At 39.9% G+C, this 16,818-nt stretch carries 16 protein-coding genes and 1 other annotated feature; all 16 genes read right to left on the bottom strand.

The window, feature by feature from the left end; all coding sequences use genetic code 11:
• Position 1: 1 nt before the first annotated feature.
• Complete coding sequence (locus O3601_RS00250; RefSeq protein ID WP_371470054.1) at positions 2-631, bottom strand: amino acid ABC transporter ATP-binding protein; 630 nt, start codon at positions 629-631, stop codon at positions 2-4.
• 9 nt (positions 632-640) lie between these two features.
• Positions 641-1,282: an amino acid ABC transporter permease gene (locus tag O3601_RS00245; protein ID WP_371470052.1), complete on the bottom strand. Its 642-nt coding sequence runs from the start codon at positions 1,280-1,282 to the stop codon at positions 641-643.
• A gap of 421 nt (positions 1,283-1,703) precedes the next feature.
• On the bottom strand, positions 1,704-1,859 hold the full coding sequence (locus tag O3601_RS00240; protein ID WP_371470050.1) for a hypothetical protein: 156 nt from the start codon (positions 1,857-1,859) through the stop codon (positions 1,704-1,706).
• 9 nt (positions 1,860-1,868) lie between these two features.
• A complete protein-coding gene (gene obgE, locus O3601_RS00235) occupies positions 1,869-3,179 on the bottom strand; it encodes a GTPase ObgE (protein ID WP_000061647.1) in 1,311 nt (436 codons plus the stop codon).
• Between the two features lie 63 nt (positions 3,180-3,242).
• Positions 3,243-3,377, bottom strand: coding sequence for a DUF4044 domain-containing protein (locus O3601_RS00230; protein WP_000863853.1), 135 nt, complete (start codon positions 3,375-3,377; stop codon positions 3,243-3,245).
• Between the two features lie 58 nt (positions 3,378-3,435).
• Complete coding sequence (locus tag O3601_RS00225) at positions 3,436-3,612, bottom strand: PspC domain-containing protein (protein ID WP_016399487.1); 177 nt, start codon at positions 3,610-3,612, stop codon at positions 3,436-3,438.
• A gap of 29 nt (positions 3,613-3,641) precedes the next feature.
• A complete protein-coding gene (locus O3601_RS00220) occupies positions 3,642-4,967 on the bottom strand; it encodes a glycosyltransferase family 4 protein (protein ID WP_371470048.1) in 1,326 nt (441 codons plus the stop codon).
• 15 nt (positions 4,968-4,982) lie between these two features.
• The gene (gene cpoA / locus O3601_RS00215) at positions 4,983-6,026 is read right to left on the bottom strand and encodes an alpha-galactosylglucosyldiacylglycerol synthase (RefSeq protein ID WP_371470047.1); all 1,044 of its coding nucleotides are present in this window, start codon (positions 6,024-6,026) and stop codon (positions 4,983-4,985) included.
• A 115-nt stretch (positions 6,027-6,141) separates the two neighbouring features.
• The gene (locus tag O3601_RS00210) at positions 6,142-6,471 is read right to left on the bottom strand and encodes a metal-sulfur cluster assembly factor (RefSeq protein ID WP_000331929.1); all 330 of its coding nucleotides are present in this window, start codon (positions 6,469-6,471) and stop codon (positions 6,142-6,144) included.
• Positions 6,472-6,485: 14 nt separating this feature from the next.
• Positions 6,486-7,595 carry an RNA polymerase sigma factor RpoD gene (gene rpoD, locus O3601_RS00205; protein ID WP_000256769.1) on the bottom strand — a complete coding sequence of 370 codons (1,110 nt, stop codon included), beginning with the start codon at positions 7,593-7,595 and terminating at the stop codon, positions 6,486-6,488.
• A 2-nt stretch (positions 7,596-7,597) separates the two neighbouring features.
• Positions 7,598-9,358 (bottom strand): DNA primase, encoded by a 1,761-nt coding sequence (dnaG, locus tag O3601_RS00200; protein WP_371470046.1) that lies wholly within the window; start codon positions 9,356-9,358, stop codon positions 7,598-7,600.
• An 89-nt stretch (positions 9,359-9,447) separates the two neighbouring features.
• Positions 9,448-10,206, bottom strand: a complete 759-nt coding sequence (locus O3601_RS00195) for an ABC transporter ATP-binding protein (RefSeq protein ID WP_371470044.1) — start codon at positions 10,204-10,206, stop codon at positions 9,448-9,450.
• The gene (locus O3601_RS00190) at positions 10,203-11,069 is read right to left on the bottom strand and encodes an ABC transporter permease (protein ID WP_045612545.1); all 867 of its coding nucleotides are present in this window, start codon (positions 11,067-11,069) and stop codon (positions 10,203-10,205) included. Before O3601_RS00190 ends, O3601_RS00195 begins: the two co-directional genes overlap by 4 nt.
• 75 nt (positions 11,070-11,144) lie before the next feature.
• Positions 11,145-12,140 carry a tryptophan ABC transporter substrate-binding protein gene (gene trpX, locus O3601_RS00185; RefSeq protein WP_000792145.1) on the bottom strand — a complete coding sequence of 332 codons (996 nt, stop codon included), beginning with the start codon at positions 12,138-12,140 and terminating at the stop codon, positions 11,145-11,147.
• Positions 12,141-12,405: 265 nt separating this feature from the next.
• Positions 12,406-12,623: a binding site (T-box leader), on the bottom strand.
• A 96-nt stretch (positions 12,624-12,719) separates the two neighbouring features.
• Positions 12,720-15,416, bottom strand: coding sequence for a phosphoenolpyruvate carboxylase (gene ppc, locus O3601_RS00180; RefSeq protein WP_371470041.1), 2,697 nt, complete (start codon positions 15,414-15,416; stop codon positions 12,720-12,722).
• A gap of 24 nt (positions 15,417-15,440) precedes the next feature.
• Positions 15,441-16,664 (bottom strand): cell division peptidoglycan polymerase FtsW, encoded by a 1,224-nt coding sequence (gene ftsW / locus O3601_RS00175; protein ID WP_371470039.1) that lies wholly within the window; start codon positions 16,662-16,664, stop codon positions 15,441-15,443.
• Positions 16,665-16,818 lie beyond the last annotated feature (154 nt).

Genomic DNA, 16,818 nt, shown 5'->3' with positions numbered 1-16,818 from the left:
CCTACTTGGGCTCAACCTTGAGAATCTGATCTGCGATATTTTCAGCGAATTGTAAATCGTGGGTAACGACAATCTGGGTCATGCCAAGTTCCCTATTTTGCAAGATTAGTTTTTCCACTTCCAAGCGCAATTCTGGATCCAGAGCAGAAGTTGGTTCATCGTAACCAATGATTTCTGGGTCAATCATCATAGCACGCGCCAAGGCCACCCGTTGCTTTTGCCCACCAGATAGTGAGAAAGGATAGGCATCTGCATGACCAGCCAATCCTAACTGTTCCAAAAGACCTCGCGCCTTCTGCTCAGCCTCATCCTGCTTCATTCCCATAGTTTTCACAGGTGATAAAGTCAAATTATCTAAAACTGATAAATGAGGGAAAAGTTGAAAATCTTGGAATACAAATCCCAGTAGATTTCGCTTTTCCAATTCATCCAGCTCTAAAGGTTCTCCATTATAAAAGATTTGCCCTGAATCAATGGTTTCAAGACCCGCAAGCATACGTAAGAGGGTTGTCTTACCTCCACCAGAAGGCCCAACAATAGCCAGGATTTGCTTTTCAGGAATACTTAGACTAAAATCAGACAGGATTTGTTTGTCTCCAAATTTCTTATTGATATTTCGTAATTCTAACATGGCTGCCTCCTATCTATAGTAACTGTACTTCTTCTCAACTTTTTTGGAAATAATTGTCACAATACCAATCAAAATTAAGTAAATGGCTCCTGCCAAGAACATAGGAACCAGGCTAGCATCACGGTTGGCAGCTGTTCGACTAGCCAAGATAAGGTCTGAAATTCCGAGAGCATAGACCAAGGACGTATCCTTGACCAAACTCATAACTTCATTAAATACGCTAGGAAGAACAATCTTGGTCACTTGGGGCAAGATAATATAGCGAACTGTGTCAAAAGGACTAAACTTCAAAACCTTAGCAGCTTCATATTGACCTTTAGGAATGGTATCAATCCCCCCACGGAAGATCTCAGCAAAGTAAGCCGCATAATTGAGAACAAAAGCAATGATGGCCGCAGGAAGGCGATCCAAACGAATCCCAATACTTGGGAGCACATAATAGATAAAAATCAATTGCAAGAGCAAGGGGGTGCCTCGCATGATCCAGATATAAATGTTAATCAGATAATGGAGGAGCTTCCAATGGACTTGCAAGGCAAAGGCAATCAAAACGCCCAAGGGAATAGAAAAAATCAAGACCAGTGCAAAAACCTGCAAAGTCATGCTTGCACCGCTCAATAAACTCGGTAATATCTCAAACAAATAAGACATACTGACACCTCCTAAAAATAATTGTTCCTATTATAGCATAAATAAACTAAATAACCAACCATTTTTGTAAAAAAATTCTTTTTTTAACAGAAACAGTGTAGTTTTTTGAATCTAGAATAGAACAACACAACTTCTAAAACCTTGTTAGACATTTGATACTCTTCAAAAATCTCTTCAATCCACATCACCTTCCATCTGCAACCTCACAACATTGTTTTGAGCAATCTGCGGTTAGCTTCCTAGTTTGCTCTTTGATTTTCATTGAGTATGATTTGAATTCCCTAATCGATTTGTCCATATTCTATTCCACTCTACTATACTTTATAAGTAAAAAGAAAGGACGAATTTTTGCCCTTTCTCGATCTTATCTTCTATTTGTTACAGTTAACTTGACTGATAATTAGAGTTTTATCTTACTTATTTAAGATGGATTGTCTTTTTTGTTTCGTGCCAATCTCAGAGCACGATTTGGATTGAGACGATTAAATAGTTCTTCCAATTTCTTTTCATTCCAAACATCTGCGGCGGAAACAAAGTTGCCATCCGCATCTCGGAAAGATATCGGTTTATCTCCCATATCAGTCTCCTAGTCTACAAATTCAAACTCAAATTTACCAATGCGGACCAAGTCACCATCTTTAGCACCACGCGCACGAAGGGCTTCATCAACCCCCATACCACGAAGCTGGCGGGCAAATTTCATGACTGATTCGTCACGATCAAAGTTGGTCATATTAAAGAGTTTCATGAGTTTTTCACCAGAAAGTACCCATGTCGCATCGTCATCACGACTAATTTCAAAGGCTTTCTCTTCCTCGTCAAATCCATAGTAGGCTTCCTCTTCCATATCTGACTCGTCATAGAGCAAGAATTCTGGTGTCTTGTCTAACAATTCAGCTGTAGCATCCAAAAGCGTAGCTAGACCTTGCTTGGTCAAACCAGATATTGGGAAAATAGCTGGTAACTCTTCAAATTCATCATAGTTTTCAGCTAATTTTTTCTTGAATTCTACAAGATTTTCCTGACTCTCAGGCATATCCATTTTGTTAGCTACAATAATCTGTGGACGCTCCATGAGGCGAAGATTGTATGACTCCAACTCTTTATTGATGGCAAGATAATCCTCATAAGGGTCACGGCCTTCGCTAGCTGACATATCAATGATATGCAGAATGACACGTGTACGCTCAATGTGACGGAGGAACTGGGTTCCCAAACCAACACCTTGACTAGCCCCTTCAATCAAACCTGGTAAATCAGCTACTGCAAAGGATTCACCTGATTGGGTACGAACCATACCTAAATTTGGCACAATAGTGGTAAAGTGGTAGGCACCAATTTTAGGTTTAGCTGAGGTAATAACACTTAAAAGGGTTGATTTCCCTACTGATGGGAAACCCACTAAACCAACATCCGCAAGGATTTTAAGTTCCAATTGTAACTCACGTTCCTGACCTGGTTCTCCATTTTCAGAGATTTCTGGTGCAGGATTTTTTGGTGTCGCGAAACGAATATTTCCACGTCCACCACGACCACCGTGAGCAACGATAAATTCTTGACCATGTTCAATCAAATCTGTCAAAACCTTGCCAGTCTCTGCATCACGAACAGTTGTACCTTGTGGTACTCGAACTCTAAGGTCCTCTGCACCACGACCATGCATCCCCTTGGTCATTCCTTTTTCCCCAGAATCAGCCTTGAAATGGCGATTGTAGCGGAAATCCATCAAGGTACGCAAACCTTCGTCTACAACGAAGACCACATTACCTCCACGACCACCGTCACCACCCCAAGGACCGCCATTAGGGACATATTTTTCACGGCGAAAGGCAACCATGCCATCGCCACCATTACCAGCCTTGACCTTAATCTTGGCTGTATCTAAAAACATACTCATTTTTTCTTCTCACTTTAAAAAAGGGCTGGGAAATCCCAGTCACTAAATTTTCTTGAATCTATTTTATAGATTACTGAGGGCACCAATTGCAGTTGCAAAAATTCCCAATAAACTTGCTACTAGCATGATAAGCACAATAAGCAAGGTTAATTTCTCGAACATCGTTTTTTTACGTTTTCCATTATCTCCAAATGCCATTTTTTTCTCCTTCGTTACATTCTATTTTCTATTATCTTAGCATGAATTCAGCTAGTTTTCAATAGTCAGTTGCTACTGGTGCGATAATCCATAAAATGATATAAGCTACAATTCCCGCTCCGTAACAGCAAGCAAGGACACCCCAAATGACTCGAACGATAGTTGGATCCATATCTAGATAATGGGCCACTCCGGCACAAACACCAGCAATCTTTTTGTCACGCCCACTTCTCATTAATTGTTTTTTCATAGCTGTTCCTCTTTCTATTCTTCATGGTCTTTCCAATAATCTCTTATGCTGATTAACTGTGTTTTTGAAGCCTTCAGCATGCGTCTAGAGCCTTTTACGGGTACAGCAACCACCTGTTGCGGAAGATACAAAACTGTTTTAAAAATACGCTGACTGACCGTGTCATCTTTTGCTAAATCTTTCTGGAAGTTATTTGAAATAATGGCATCCAGATAAAACTCATGCACCCGTTTTCCAAAGTTCTCTGCTGAAATCTCGTACAGTTTTTCTGATAAGGTATGCTCATTCATATCTGGCGTTGCAATCAGGGCTTCTAAAATGGCTCCAGCCAAATCATGTTCACCGTAGTACAAGGTTCCAAACATCTTATCATTGATCAGATTGTCCAGATAAGGATTTCCATGAGCAATAACTGGAGTTCCACTGGCCAAGCTTTCCAAGTATGTCAAACCTTGCGTCTCACTTGTCGATGCTGAGATAAAGAAATCCGCCGCCTTATAGTAAAGAGCCGTCTCACTAGGAGCAATCATTCCTGTAAAGATAACTGAGTCTTGAATCTCTAATTTGTGGGCTTGCTCTTTGAGGTCATTCAGATAAGGCCCATCCCCAGCAACTACCAGTTTAACCTTGTCTTCCTCTTTCAGAACTTCTGCAAAGGCTGCTAATACTGCTTGAATATTTTTTTCATAAGAAATTCTGGAAAGACTCAGCAACATCTGTTCATCATCTTGAATCTCTAATTTACTACGCAGTTCTTTTAGATTTTCTTGCTTGATTTCTGGACGCTCAAACTTGGCTAATTCAATCCCAGTTGGAATAACCCTTTTTTCAACCTTGACCTTATAGTCAGATAGCAAGTCACGGACAATCTCACTCGGACAAATCACCCCATCCACGTCATGCAGGAAACCTCTGACCAGATACTTGACCATGCTAGGACGAATCAACATCCCCTTGGCAATATAATGCACATAGTCTTCGTATTGGGTGTGATAGGTATGAATAACGGGAATCTTCAATTCACGGGCAATCCAAATCCCCAACAGGCCAAGAGAAAATTCTGTCTGAGTATGGATGATATCCAGCTGATACTGTTTAGCAATTTCAAGCGCCTTACTGAATCCTCGATAGGCAAAGCGGCGATCCTTAAAAGCAAAGAAGGGAACACTTGGAATGCGGATAATTTGCCAATCTTCATAACGATTGACATCCTTATCTGTCGTTGTAAAGATAAAAACGACATGGCCTTGCTTTTCAAGTTCTGTTTTCAAGGTTCGAATACTGGTCGCAACACCTGAAACCTGAGGAAAATAGGTATCTGTAAATAAACCAATTCGCATAGATTACCTCACTTTTTACTTTCTCCCTAAAGCGGCTTGTTTCTCATAAAAGTCCAACCAGATTTGTAACAGATGCTCTTCTGAATACTCTCTGGAAATATTCTTAGCTTTTTCTTTGAGGTCTTTCAAGGCAGCAGGATTTGCTTGATATTCTAAAATAGCCTCTTTCATCTCTTCTCTATCTGCTGTCGCCCGATAATTTCCCTCTAAAATCACCTTATAAAGATTCAAATCACGTAGCATAATAGGAGCCTCACAACTGGCCGCTTCTAAGATAGTCATCGGAAAGAGTTCATTGTAACTAGGCAACAAGAACAGGTCTGCTAGAACATACAATTCGCGCATCCGCTCTGGTGACACGATACCTGGAAAAATCAAATTCTTAGGGGGATTTTCCATTATTTTCTTGTAGCGCTCATAACCATCTGTCATGCCACCAAAAGAGAAACCACCAGCCCAGATAAAGGTAATCTGAGGCAATTCCTCAGCCAGACGGATAAAATCATCAATCCCTTTGCGTTTCTGAACTTGACCAGCACCTACTACGATAAACTGATTCTCACTAAGACCTAGCTCTGTTCGCAGTCTCGCTACCTCTTCTTGTGGAAGGGGATGCCATTTTTCCTTGTTGACAAAGTTAGGAATATAGGTCACTTTTTCACGTGGAATACCTGCTGCCACCAAATCCTCAATAAACATAGGATTAACAACAACCAAGTGCTCCATCCGGTTGTAAAAAGAAAATACATAGCGTTTGACAATTCCCTTTAAGAAAAATGGAATTTTCAAACTCCCCTCAAGTGTATCAGGTAAAAAATGCACATAGCCAATTTTTCTCCCTGAGCGTTTCTTTTGGAATGTTGATAAATAATAGGGGAAATCAATCGTATGAAAGTGAGTCACATCGGCCTCGATTGGAAGATTTTCTGTAACAATCAATTGGTCCTTGGCATCACGGTGAAGAAGACGAACTAATTCACGGTAAGCACCTGAAACTCCTTGTCCTGCTACTTTCTCACTTGAACTCAACATATTGATGCGTAATTTCTTTTTTTCCATAACTACTATTATATCATTTTCTTTGAATAAAATCAGCAAAAGAAAGGAGAGACTAGAGGAAAAGAGGGGGAAATTTCCTTGCTTTTCCAATAATCTCTCACATGCTTTTATATGTTTACTTAATGCCTAGGGCAATGCGTGCATAGCGACTCATTTTTTCAACTGTCCAGGCTGGATACCAAACCAATTTAACTTCAGTATCCGTTACTTCTGGCACCTCTGTCATGGCATCATAAATCTGATCCGTCAAAAGGTCTGCTAGGGGACAACCCATAGTTGTCAAAGTCATATCAATCTCTGTTTGCCCTGTGTCGCCGTCAAAACGAATCTCATAAATCAAACCAAGATTGACAATATCGATTCCCAACTCAGGGTCGATGACTTCTTCCAAGGCTGTTAAAATTCGTGTTTTGATATTTTCAATTTGCTCTTCTGTATAAGCCATATTCATCCTCACTCTTAGTCTTCAATAAAATCACGAAGCGGTTTGCTGCGACTTGGTTGGCGTAGTTTTCTCAAAGCCTTGGCTTCAATCTGACGGATACGCTCGCGAGTCACGTTAAAGACTTTCCCCACATCTTCAAGGGTGCGCATTTTTCCATCATCTAGACCAAAACGGAGACGCAGAACATTTTCTTCACGGTCTGTAAGAGTATCCAAAACCTCATCCAACTGCTCACGCAAGACAATACGAGTTGTATAGTCCACTGGATTTTCAATCACTTCATCTTCAATAAAGTCCCCAAGGTGACTATCATCCTCTTCACCGATAGGTGTTTCAAGGGATACCGGTTCTTGGGCAATCTTCAAGATTTCACGAACCTTATCAGGGGTCATATCCATACGTTCAGCGATTTGTTCTGGTGTTGGATCTTGCCCCAATTCTTGAAGGAGATTACGCTGTTCACGAACCAATTTATTGATGGTTTCAACCATGTGAACTGGGATACGAATGGTACGAGCTTGATCCGCAATGGCACGAGTGATAGCCTGACGAATCCACCAGGTTGCATAAGTTGAGAACTTGAATCCTTTAGAATAGTCAAACTTGTCAACCGCCTTCATCAAGCCCATGTTCCCTTCTTGAATCAAATCAAGGAACTGCATACCACGACCAACATAGCGTTTAGCAATAGAAACAACCAAACGAAGGTTAGCTTCTGCCAGACGTTGTTTGGCTTCGATATCGCCGGCTTCAACAGCCAGTGCCAATTCTTTTTCCTCTTCATTGGTCAAGAGAGGTACGACACCAATTTCTTTCAAGTACATACGAACAGGGTCATTAACCTTAGCCGAAGTTGACCCAATCAAGTCCTCATCACTGAGTTCTGGTTCTTCTTCCGCACTAAGAACACGCGCACTTGGATTTCCTTCGTTATCTGTGATAGAAATTCCTGCATCTTGAATCCGTTGCAAGAGATCTTCAATCCCATCAGCGTCCAAGGTAAAAGGAACGACAAGACTAGCATTGATTTCATCATCTGTTGCTGTCCCTTTTTGCTTATGATTACGGATAAATTCTGCTACTTGTACGTCAAATGTTGTTACTTCTTTTTGTTTTGTTACCATTATTACTCCATTCTTCTCTTTTGGGAAATTAAACGTTCCAATTCTTCTAAGGCTGTGTCGGTATCTCCTACATGGCTAGCTTCCTGCACCTTCTTTTTGATTCTCATATTGTCCTGATTCAAGAGAGCCTTGTTTCGAGTCATTTCTACTTCACTAAGTTCCTGCGGTGACATCTCAGCAGGCAAATCCTGAGCTAAGACTTGGTACCAAGATCTTTCAACTTCCTCTGTCTGTTCTGCTAAAACTTCCGGAGGAAGATTGCCATACTGACCAAGCAAGTCATATAAGACCTGAAATTCAGGTGTGTCAAATGAAAAGTCTTCTCGCAAGCGGTAATCGTTCAAAACAAGAGGGGATTCCATCATTCGATAAAGTAGATGAGCTTCTGCCCTCATAATAGCCGATAACTGCTTGGTGACAGGCATAGTGATTGACGTCGGTCTGGAAATTCCTTCCATGCGATTCTGCCTTTGTGCCTGACGGCTTTCATTAACAATCTGCTCAATCTGGGCATAATCAAAGGACGCCAGACTGTCAGCTAAAATATGAATATAGCTGTTTTGAGCAGTAATAGACTTTTCTCGAACAATCAAGGGAGCTATTTTTTCAATAAACTCAATCTGGGCCTGCAGATTTTCACTGTTTTCAGGCTTGTACTGGTGAATGTAAAACTCAATCGGACTAATACGAGTTTTCGTTAATAGATAGGCCAAGTCTTCTGGTCCATTTTTTTGTAGATACTCATCTGGATCCAAGTTATCAGGCATGCTGACAATTTGCACAGGCATCTCACCAATTTCATCCAAGGCTTTCAATGTCGCAGCTTGCCCAGCCTTATCGCCATCGTAAACAAGAACCAACTTCTTGGTTAACCTTTTGAGATGCTCAACATGCTCACGACTCAAGGCTGTTCCCATGGACGCTACAGCATTTTCGATTCCAGCCCGATAGGCTGCAATGACATCCATGAATCCTTCCATCAGGTAAATCTCACTGGCTTTACCAGAAGATTTTTTTGCCCTATCCATATGATATAATTCGTAACTTTTGTTAAAAATTGCAGTCGATCGGCTATTTTTATACTTAGAAGTTTGTGAATCCGTTTTCTGCCAGATACGACCTGAGAAGGCAATGACCTTTCCCTGGTCATTTGTCAGGGGAAACATAATCCGATTGTGAAAGGTGTCTACAAATTGATTTGCATCCGAGAGATAAAACAGTCCTGAATCTAGGAAATCCTCATCACGATACTGACCAGACAAACGTTGATAGAGATAGTTTCGTTCTGAAGGTGCTAAACCAATCCGAAAATGCTTGAGCACTTCATCTGTCAAACCACGCTGATAAAGGTAGTTTCTGGCCTCCTCCCCCATGGTCGTTGTCATGAGAATAGCATGATAAAATTTAGCCGCATCTTCGTGCATATCATAAAGAGATTGGTGAGGCGAGGCTGGCTTCTGCTCACTATAAAGCGGTTTTTCCACCTCTATCCCAACACGCTGACCTAAGATTTGGACAGCCTCCATAAAAGTAATCCCTTGATACTCCTCGATGAATTTAAAGACATCACCTGAGCGACCACAACCAAAACAGTGGTAAAACTGCTTGTCCTCTACAACGTTGAAAGAAGGTGTTTTTTCACCATGAAAAGGACAGAGCCCTAGATAGTTCCGTCCTGCCTTTTGTAAAGAAATCACATCTCCTATGACTTCCACAATGTTGGCATTGTTTTTGATTTCTTCAATGACTTGTTTGTCAACCATACACAATACCTCCATGTTATCATAGTTTACTTTATATAGTATACTTTATTTCAGAAAAAAAGTAAACCATTTCACTCATTTTCCCTACTTTATTCAAAGAGCTGATAATAATCAGAGATTTTCATTTTTGCTTTTTCTTCTTGTTTCAAATCTTGGATAATTCGTCCTTCTTTCATAACAATCAAGCGATTACCATATTTGAGAGCATCTTCCATATGATGAGTAATCATAAGCGCTGTCAGCTGGTCTTTCTTGACAAATTCATCCGTCAATTCCATGAGGGCAACACTTGTCTTTGGATCAAGGGCTGCAGTATGCTCGTCTAACAAGAGTAATTCAGGACGCTTCAAGGTTGCCATCAAGAGACTCAGGGCCTGTCTTTGCCCACCTGATAAGAACTCAATTGGCGTATTCAAGTGTTTCTCAAGACCATTTCCTACTTTTTCAATGGTTGACTGAAATTCATCCTTATAACTAGTCAAGCGTCGTGGAAATAGTCCACGCTTTTCACCACGAAACTTGGCAATCAAAAGATTTTCAGCCACTGTCATACGAGGAGCTGTTCCCATCTTTGGATCTTGGAAGACTCGAGACAGATACTTAGCCCGCTTCTCTGGTGAAAACTTGGTAACATCCTCACCTAAAATACGGATGGTTCCACTGGTTAATGATAAAGTTCCTGCAATAGTGTTAAAGAGGGTTGATTTCCCAGCACCATTTCCACCTAAAATCGTGATAAAGTCCTGTTCAAAAATTTTTAAGGAAACATCATTTAAAATAATCTTCTCTTCATCAAAGCCATTTTTAACGATTTTGGTTGCATTTTTTAATTCTACAATTGCTGTCATTTGCTTAATTTGGCTCCTTTCAAGATTGTTTGCTTAAATGTTGGAATCATGAGGCAGACTGCTAAAATCACGGCGCTGTACAAACGAAGGTAACTTGTATTAAAGCCAAGCGCAATAACTGCCCACACTAAGAATTGATAGGCAATAGAACCTACAACGATGGTAACCAAACGCTCTGCCAAGCTCAAACTCTTGAAGATGACTTCTCCAATAATCAAACTTGCAAGACCTACAACGATAACCCCAATTCCTCGAGATACATCGGCATACCCTTCTTGCTGGGCAATGAGAGCTCCTGCAAGGGCAATCACACCATTTGATAAGACCAAGCCCATAAGCTCCATGCGTCCAGTATGAATCCCGAAACTTCTAGCCATATCAGGATTGTCACCTGTAGCAATATAGGCCTGTCCGAGTTTAGTGTCCAAGAAAAAGAGCATGAGAGCAATAACAATACTCACAAAGATGAGACCTGTCAAGAGTTGGTTCAAGTCTGAATCAAAAGGTAAAACATCCTGAATTTGCTTAGTTCCAAGCAAGCCTAAATTTGCACGCCCCATAATCAAGAGCATGATAGAGTGACAAGAAGTCATCACCAAAATCCCTGAGAGCAAAGTTGGAATCTTCCCTTTTGTATAAAGAAGTCCTGCTGCCATTCCAGCCAAACAACCAGCTCCAACAGCAACAAGTGTCGCTAAAAAGGGATTCACACCTTTCGTTATCAGAGTGACAGCAACAGCTCCCCCAAGAGGGAAGGAACCTTCTGTTGTCATATCTGGAAAGTTCAAAATCCTAAATGTCATAAAGATTCCCAGACCTAAAATAGCCCAGACAAATCCTTGAGAAATAATAGATAGTATCATCTGTTTCTTAACCTTTTCTATACGATTTCTATTGTAAAAAATTGGAGGAGATGTCCCCAACTCCTCCATTGTAGATTATTCAATCACTTGTCCTGCTTCTTTAAGAACAGATTCAGGAATCGTAATACCTAGCTCTTGTGCCAATTTTTTATTAATCACTGACTTACCAGTTGAAAAAACATTGACTGGAGTATCAGCTGGTTTTGCACCTTTCAAGACTTGTGCAATCATTTTACCAGTTGCCACACCAAGGTCATGTTGGTCAACTACAACTGATGCCAAGCCACCTGCTTCTACCATGGCAGTTGCGCTTGGGTAGATTGGTTTTTTAGCTGATTGATTGCTTGATACAACTGTTGAAAATGCAGATGCAATGGTGTTGTCGATTGGAACCCAGATAGCATCAACCTTGCTAGTCATAACATTGACTGTTGAAGCAATTTCATTTGTTGAAGGAACTGCAAATGTTTCCACTGTCAAACCTGCTTTTTCAGCAAAAGCCTTAAATTCTTCTACCTGTGTTTTTGAGTTGTCTTCGCTACTTGAGTAAAGAGCTCCGATTGTTTTCACATTTGGTGTCAAAGCTTTAATGAGTTCAACTTGTTGTTGAGCTGGATTATGGTCAGATACCCCTGTGATGTTGCCACCTGGTTTTTTCAAATCTTTGACCAAGTTAGCACCAATTGGGTCTGTAATAGCAGCCATGATAACTGGTAGGTCTTTTGTGGCACTAGCCAAACCTTGAGCAGCTGGTGTTGCAATACCAACCACAAGGTCATTCCCATTTGCAACCAATTGTTTACTCATTGTCGCAACCTTACTTTGGTCACCTTCTGAGTTCATAAAGTCAATCTTCAACTGGTCATCTTTATAACCTTCTTCTGCAAGTCCATCTTGAATCCCTTTATAAATCAAGTCAAGAGATGGATGGCTCACAAACTGAAGGACACCAACTTTGGCAACTTTCTTCTCATTCTTAGCTTCTGGTTTATTCATTGAAGAGTAAATCAAGCTTCCTGCTACTAAGACTGCTAATGCAGCGATAATTCCAATTAAACGTTTATTTTTCATTCTATTTCTCCTTTTTTATTCCTTTAAAATACTTCACTTATCTAATAATCTTCGAAAATCTCTTCAAACCACGTCAGCGTCGCCTTACCGTAGCTATGGTTACTGACTTCGTCAGTTCTATCCACAACCTCAAAGCAGTGCTTTGAGCAACCTGTGGCTAGCTTCCTAGTTTGTACTTTGATTTTCATTGAGTATAAACAAGCGACGCCATCGTTTTCTTTCCATACTAACCTCCATCAAAAAAAGTCCTCACACAAAAAACTTGTGTGAGGACGTCAATGCGCGGTACCACCTCAATTATAGGGAATTTCCCTATCGCTCTGTCTCGCAATAACGAGATGCACTGTAAGGTGTGCTCACCGAATTTTTATGATTTCAAATTCTAAATAACATTCAGCCCAATTTTCATCATCACCACTTATCTGTTTTCAGCTACCACAGACTCTCTAAAAAGTTTATATGATTACTTTTCTGAATGGTTAAATTATATCATTTTTCAACTACTTGTCAAGACTCTTTTAGCATTTTTTTGAACTATTCAAAAACTTCCCCTATAGAAAAGAGGAAGTTTGATAGGTATCAGCCTGAATTACGCAATCCTGTCGCAATTCCGTTGATGGTTGTATGGATTAATTTTTCTTGATCGCTTGATAATTCTCCTCGGCGTTGACGTTTAATCAACTCCAACTGGATATAGTTAAGGATATTAAAGTAAGGCATACGGTAATCTAAACTGGCTTTTAGATATGGATTTTCAGCCAAAAGTTCATCATAACCTTCGATAGCCAAGATGACTTCCTTGGTAACTTGCCATTCATTTAGAATAGTCTCATAAATTGCTTTTACTTGATCATCTTCACAAAGTTTGGCATATTCAAAAGCAATGTTCATATTTGATTTTGACAAGACCATATCAACATTTGAAAGGAGTGATTGGAAGAAAGGCCAGTTTTGATACATATCTCGTAGGATAGCGATATTCTCAGGATTTTTATCAATAAATTCCTTGAAGCTTGATCCGACACCATACCATCCAGGGAACATGACACGACTTTGAGACCATGAGAAGACCCAAGGGATGGCTCTCAAACCACCGATTTCAGTAATAGTCTTACGAGCGGCTGGACGAGAACCGATATTAAAGCTTGAAATCGCCTTGATTGGACTTGACTCGAAGAAATAATCATAGAAATGATCATTTCCAAAGACCAAATCACGGTAGATATCGTAACTACGGTCCACCACTTGGTCCATAATAGCTTCGTAACGATTTGAGGTATTGGTATCGCTCTTCTTCTGAGTAATCATACGATTAATGGCTGCAGATACTAGCATTTCAAGATTATAGTAGGCAGCGTCTTTGTTACCGTATTTATTCCCAATTACTTCACCCTGCTCCGTCAAACGGATACGATCCTTGATAGACTTAAGCGGTTGAGATGTGATGGCTTCATAGGTTGGTCCACCACCACGACCGACAGTCCCACCGCGACCATGGAAGAAGGTAACCTTAACGCCAAATTCATCTCCTATAGCAGTCAATTGTTGTTGAGCCTTGTAGAGGGTCCAACATGATGATAGGTAGCCACCATCTTTATTACTGTCAGAGTAGCCTAGCATGATTTCTTGGTAGTTATTACGTGAAGCAATCCATTTCTTGGCAAGAGGAAGAGAAAGGTATTCTCTCATGGTTTCTTCTGAATGGTCCAAGTCCTCGATTGTTTCAAAGAGAGGAACAATTTGGACACGAGCTCTTTCTTTATCAACTAAGCCTACTTCTTTTAGCAAGATAGCTAATTCCAGCATGTCTGATACGCTGGTTGCATGTGAAATGATAGTCTGACGAATAACATCATCTCCCAACTTATCTTTCAACTTACGAGCAGCCTTAAAGATGGCCAATTCTTTTTCAAGTAACTCTGATTTTTCAACATGAGTGGCAGAAAGAATACGTGGATCTTCTTCTAATTCTTTCAAAAGGAGCTGGCATTTTTCTTCTTCACTTAGTTCGCTATAACGCGAATGAATTCCTGCTGATTTCAAGAGTTCAGCTACACAGGCCTCATGAACACTAGAATCTTGACGCATATCAATAGATGCCAAATAGAAACCAAAAATTTCAACTGCTTGAATCAGCTCAACAAAATCACCAGAAATCAGTGCTTCACCCTTGTTTTCCAAGAGGGAATCACGAATGGTAATTAAATCCTTATAAAAATCATTAGCTGTTTCATAGCGAGCTCCAACTTCCTTATCCTCAATCAGATAAGTTTTTGTTGCTTGGATTTTTGATTGAATATCAAACAAGGCACGACGGTATAGCTCTTTTTCACGGTAAATCGAGTTATCCTTAGACTGACGAGCCATTTCTCTGACTTGCTTGCTTACATTGACAATACTGGTTGAGAGAGAGAACTCACGATAAAGTTGGTAAATCTTTTCATCATAGTAATTCATGATGACTTCACACTGGGTCATAGCAGATTGTTTTAAAGTATCTGCTGTAACAAAAGGATTACCATCACGGTCTCCACCAATCCACATTCCCATGGTAATTGGTTTAGGGTGTTTCAACTCCAAACCATATTTTTTAGCCAGACGCTTGTACTCAGCAGTCAAATGAGGAACTGCCTTCAGGAATGAACTATTATAGTACTCCATGACATTCGTGATTTCATTGGTTACTTTCAATTTCTTTTCACGAATCATGTCTGTCTGCATGATAATCTCAATATAACGACGGAGATCATTATGCCATTTTTCCTTATTAATCAAGCCTAATTTCACATCACGGTACTTACGCAAGAGGGTATGGATATGATTAGTCAAATCCAACATACTCTTACGTTGAACTTGTGTTGGATGGGCTGTCAAAACAGGGACAACATTCAAGTGTTCTAGAATTTCAACCGCATTTTCTTTTTCTGCAACCATTTTGATTGTTGCTGACAACTTACCAAGATAATCTTGATCGATATTATTTTGATGGTTAATTTCATAAGCTAAATCCACATCTTCTGAAATATTAATCAAGAGGGGCAAGATAGAGAAATAGCGTGAAATATAAGCCATTTCATCATTTGACAGACTAGTAACCAATTGGTTCAAGCCTTGATAATCTTCTTGAGTTGACAATTCTTTCAACTGCATGATTTTTTCAAAAGTCTCTGGGGCAAGCATGTTTTTAGTGATATCTTCTAACAATTCTGTTAAAATCAGTACTTCTTCTTGCACGACAGCTTTATTACTATAGTTTTCTAATTTTTGAAGAGACATAGGTAATCCTTTCCACTATCAGCTCTACATATAGTTTGAGGAGTGAGCTTCTAACTCCTCATACAATTGAGCACGCTTTTCACTTGCATCAATATTTAAGACAAAGGCGATGGCTACAGACAAGACTAGGAGACTGTTCCCTCCCTGCGATAAGAAAGGGAAAGTTACTCCTGTCGAAGGAATAATACCAGAAATTCCGCCGATATTGACAAATACCTGTACCAACATCATCCCTCCAACCCCAATCGCCATCATGGAATTAAAGGGATTCTTAGCTCGAATTCCTACTAGAATAATTCGCAAAATAAGGAAAAAGACAAGTGCTAAAATCAAGCCGGCTCCCACAAATCCAAACTCTTCAATGACAATTGAAAATACAAAATCTGTATGGGCCTCTGGTAAATAACCTCGTTTTTCGATTGAATTTCCTAAGCCTAGACCAAACCACCCACCATTCACCATGGCAAAGTAGGAATTGGCGAGTTGGTGACCTGCTCCTGCCAAATCAGCAAAAGGGTTAAAATAAGCACTGAAACGCTTGGCCACATAGCCAAATACTGGAACTTTTGAAAATTTATCAACCCCTATAAAAGAAATAAGTGATAAGGATAGGGCAGAAACTCCCACCAAAATTCCCAAAAAAGCAATAAACCATCTATAAGCGATACCACTAATCGTATACATAATCAAGGCAACCAAAGCTAAAATAGAAGCATTCCCCAAATCTGGGAAAATAGCAAGGCTCCCAATCAGTACAAAGAGAACAAAGCGCCAGTCATTAAAAGCACGAGGAAGCCACTGATTTTGTGTCAAAACTTGAAAATCATAAATAGCTATATCCTCTTGTTGTTTGGAAAATCTATTTGCTAAATACCAAATAATAATAATTTTCAAATATTCGGCTGGCTGAATGGTCAAAGGTCCTACAGAAATCCAGCCGTAGGCTCCATTGACAGGAATACCAATCAAACGAGCCAAAACTAAAAGAATCAGCTCAACGAACATAACGATAAATAAAAGACGTTCATTTCTTAAAAAATTCAGTCTCAACTTATATATCAAGGCAATCAGTATCAAACTAAATATCCAAAATAGTCCCTGACTTCGGACCAAGTGCAGTGCACTTTGGCCTTCTTGAATTAAAATAGCACTGGTTGTCGAATAAACCACAATCAAGCCCAAAATAGATAAAAGTAAGTAAGGAACTAGAATAGAATAATTTAATAGGTGCCTTTTACTAATCTTCATAGTATCACCAATCTAATGAGAACAACACAATTGCTTCCCAAATTCCGTTTGTTTTCTAGTTTTGATTGCTATTATACCATTTTTTCCGAAAGAAAAAAACTCTTATCCATCAGATAGACCATTTTTGTCATAAGAAAAAGAGCACTTGGCTCTT

The organism is Streptococcus sp. 20925_1_69 (genome assembly GCF_041432365.1).
Classification (GTDB): domain Bacteria; phylum Bacillota; class Bacilli; order Lactobacillales; family Streptococcaceae; genus Streptococcus.
The sequence above is the reverse complement of the archived record's forward strand: the minus strand, read 5'-3'. Positions and strand labels throughout refer to the sequence as shown.

Coding starts and splice junctions, on each gene's coding strand:
- O3601_RS00250 (WP_371470054.1), bottom strand. CDS start 631: ATGTTAGAATTACGAAATATCAATAAGAAATTTGGAGACAAACAAATC.
- O3601_RS00245 (WP_371470052.1), bottom strand. CDS start 1,282: ATGTCTTATTTGTTTGAGATATTACCGAGTTTATTGAGCGGTGCAAGC.
- O3601_RS00240 (WP_371470050.1), bottom strand. CDS start 1,859: ATGGGAGATAAACCGATATCTTTCCGAGATGCGGATGGCAACTTTGTT.
- obgE (WP_000061647.1), bottom strand. CDS start 3,179: ATGAGTATGTTTTTAGATACAGCCAAGATTAAGGTCAAGGCTGGTAAT.
- O3601_RS00230 (WP_000863853.1), bottom strand. CDS start 3,377: ATGGCATTTGGAGATAATGGAAAACGTAAAAAAACGATGTTCGAGAAA.
- O3601_RS00225 (WP_016399487.1), bottom strand. CDS start 3,612: ATGAGAAGTGGGCGTGACAAAAAGATTGCTGGTGTTTGTGCCGGAGTG.
- O3601_RS00220 (WP_371470048.1), bottom strand. CDS start 4,967: ATGCGAATTGGTTTATTTACAGATACCTATTTTCCTCAGGTTTCAGGT.
- cpoA (WP_371470047.1), bottom strand. CDS start 6,026: ATGGAAAAAAAGAAATTACGCATCAATATGTTGAGTTCAAGTGAGAAA.
- O3601_RS00210 (WP_000331929.1), bottom strand. CDS start 6,471: ATGGCTTATACAGAAGAGCAAATTGAAAATATCAAAACACGAATTTTA.
- rpoD (WP_000256769.1), bottom strand. CDS start 7,595: ATGGTAACAAAACAAAAAGAAGTAACAACATTTGACGTACAAGTAGCA.
- dnaG (WP_371470046.1), bottom strand. CDS start 9,358: ATGGTTGACAAACAAGTCATTGAAGAAATCAAAAACAATGCCAACATT.
- O3601_RS00195 (WP_371470044.1), bottom strand. CDS start 10,206: ATGACAGCAATTGTAGAATTAAAAAATGCAACCAAAATCGTTAAAAAT.
- O3601_RS00190 (WP_045612545.1), bottom strand. CDS start 11,069: ATGATACTATCTATTATTTCTCAAGGATTTGTCTGGGCTATTTTAGGT.
- trpX (WP_000792145.1), bottom strand. CDS start 12,140: ATGAAAAATAAACGTTTAATTGGAATTATCGCTGCATTAGCAGTCTTA.
- ppc (WP_371470041.1), bottom strand. CDS start 15,416: ATGTCTCTTCAAAAATTAGAAAACTATAGTAATAAAGCTGTCGTGCAA.
- ftsW (WP_371470039.1), bottom strand. CDS start 16,664: ATGAAGATTAGTAAAAGGCACCTATTAAATTATTCTATTCTAGTTCCT.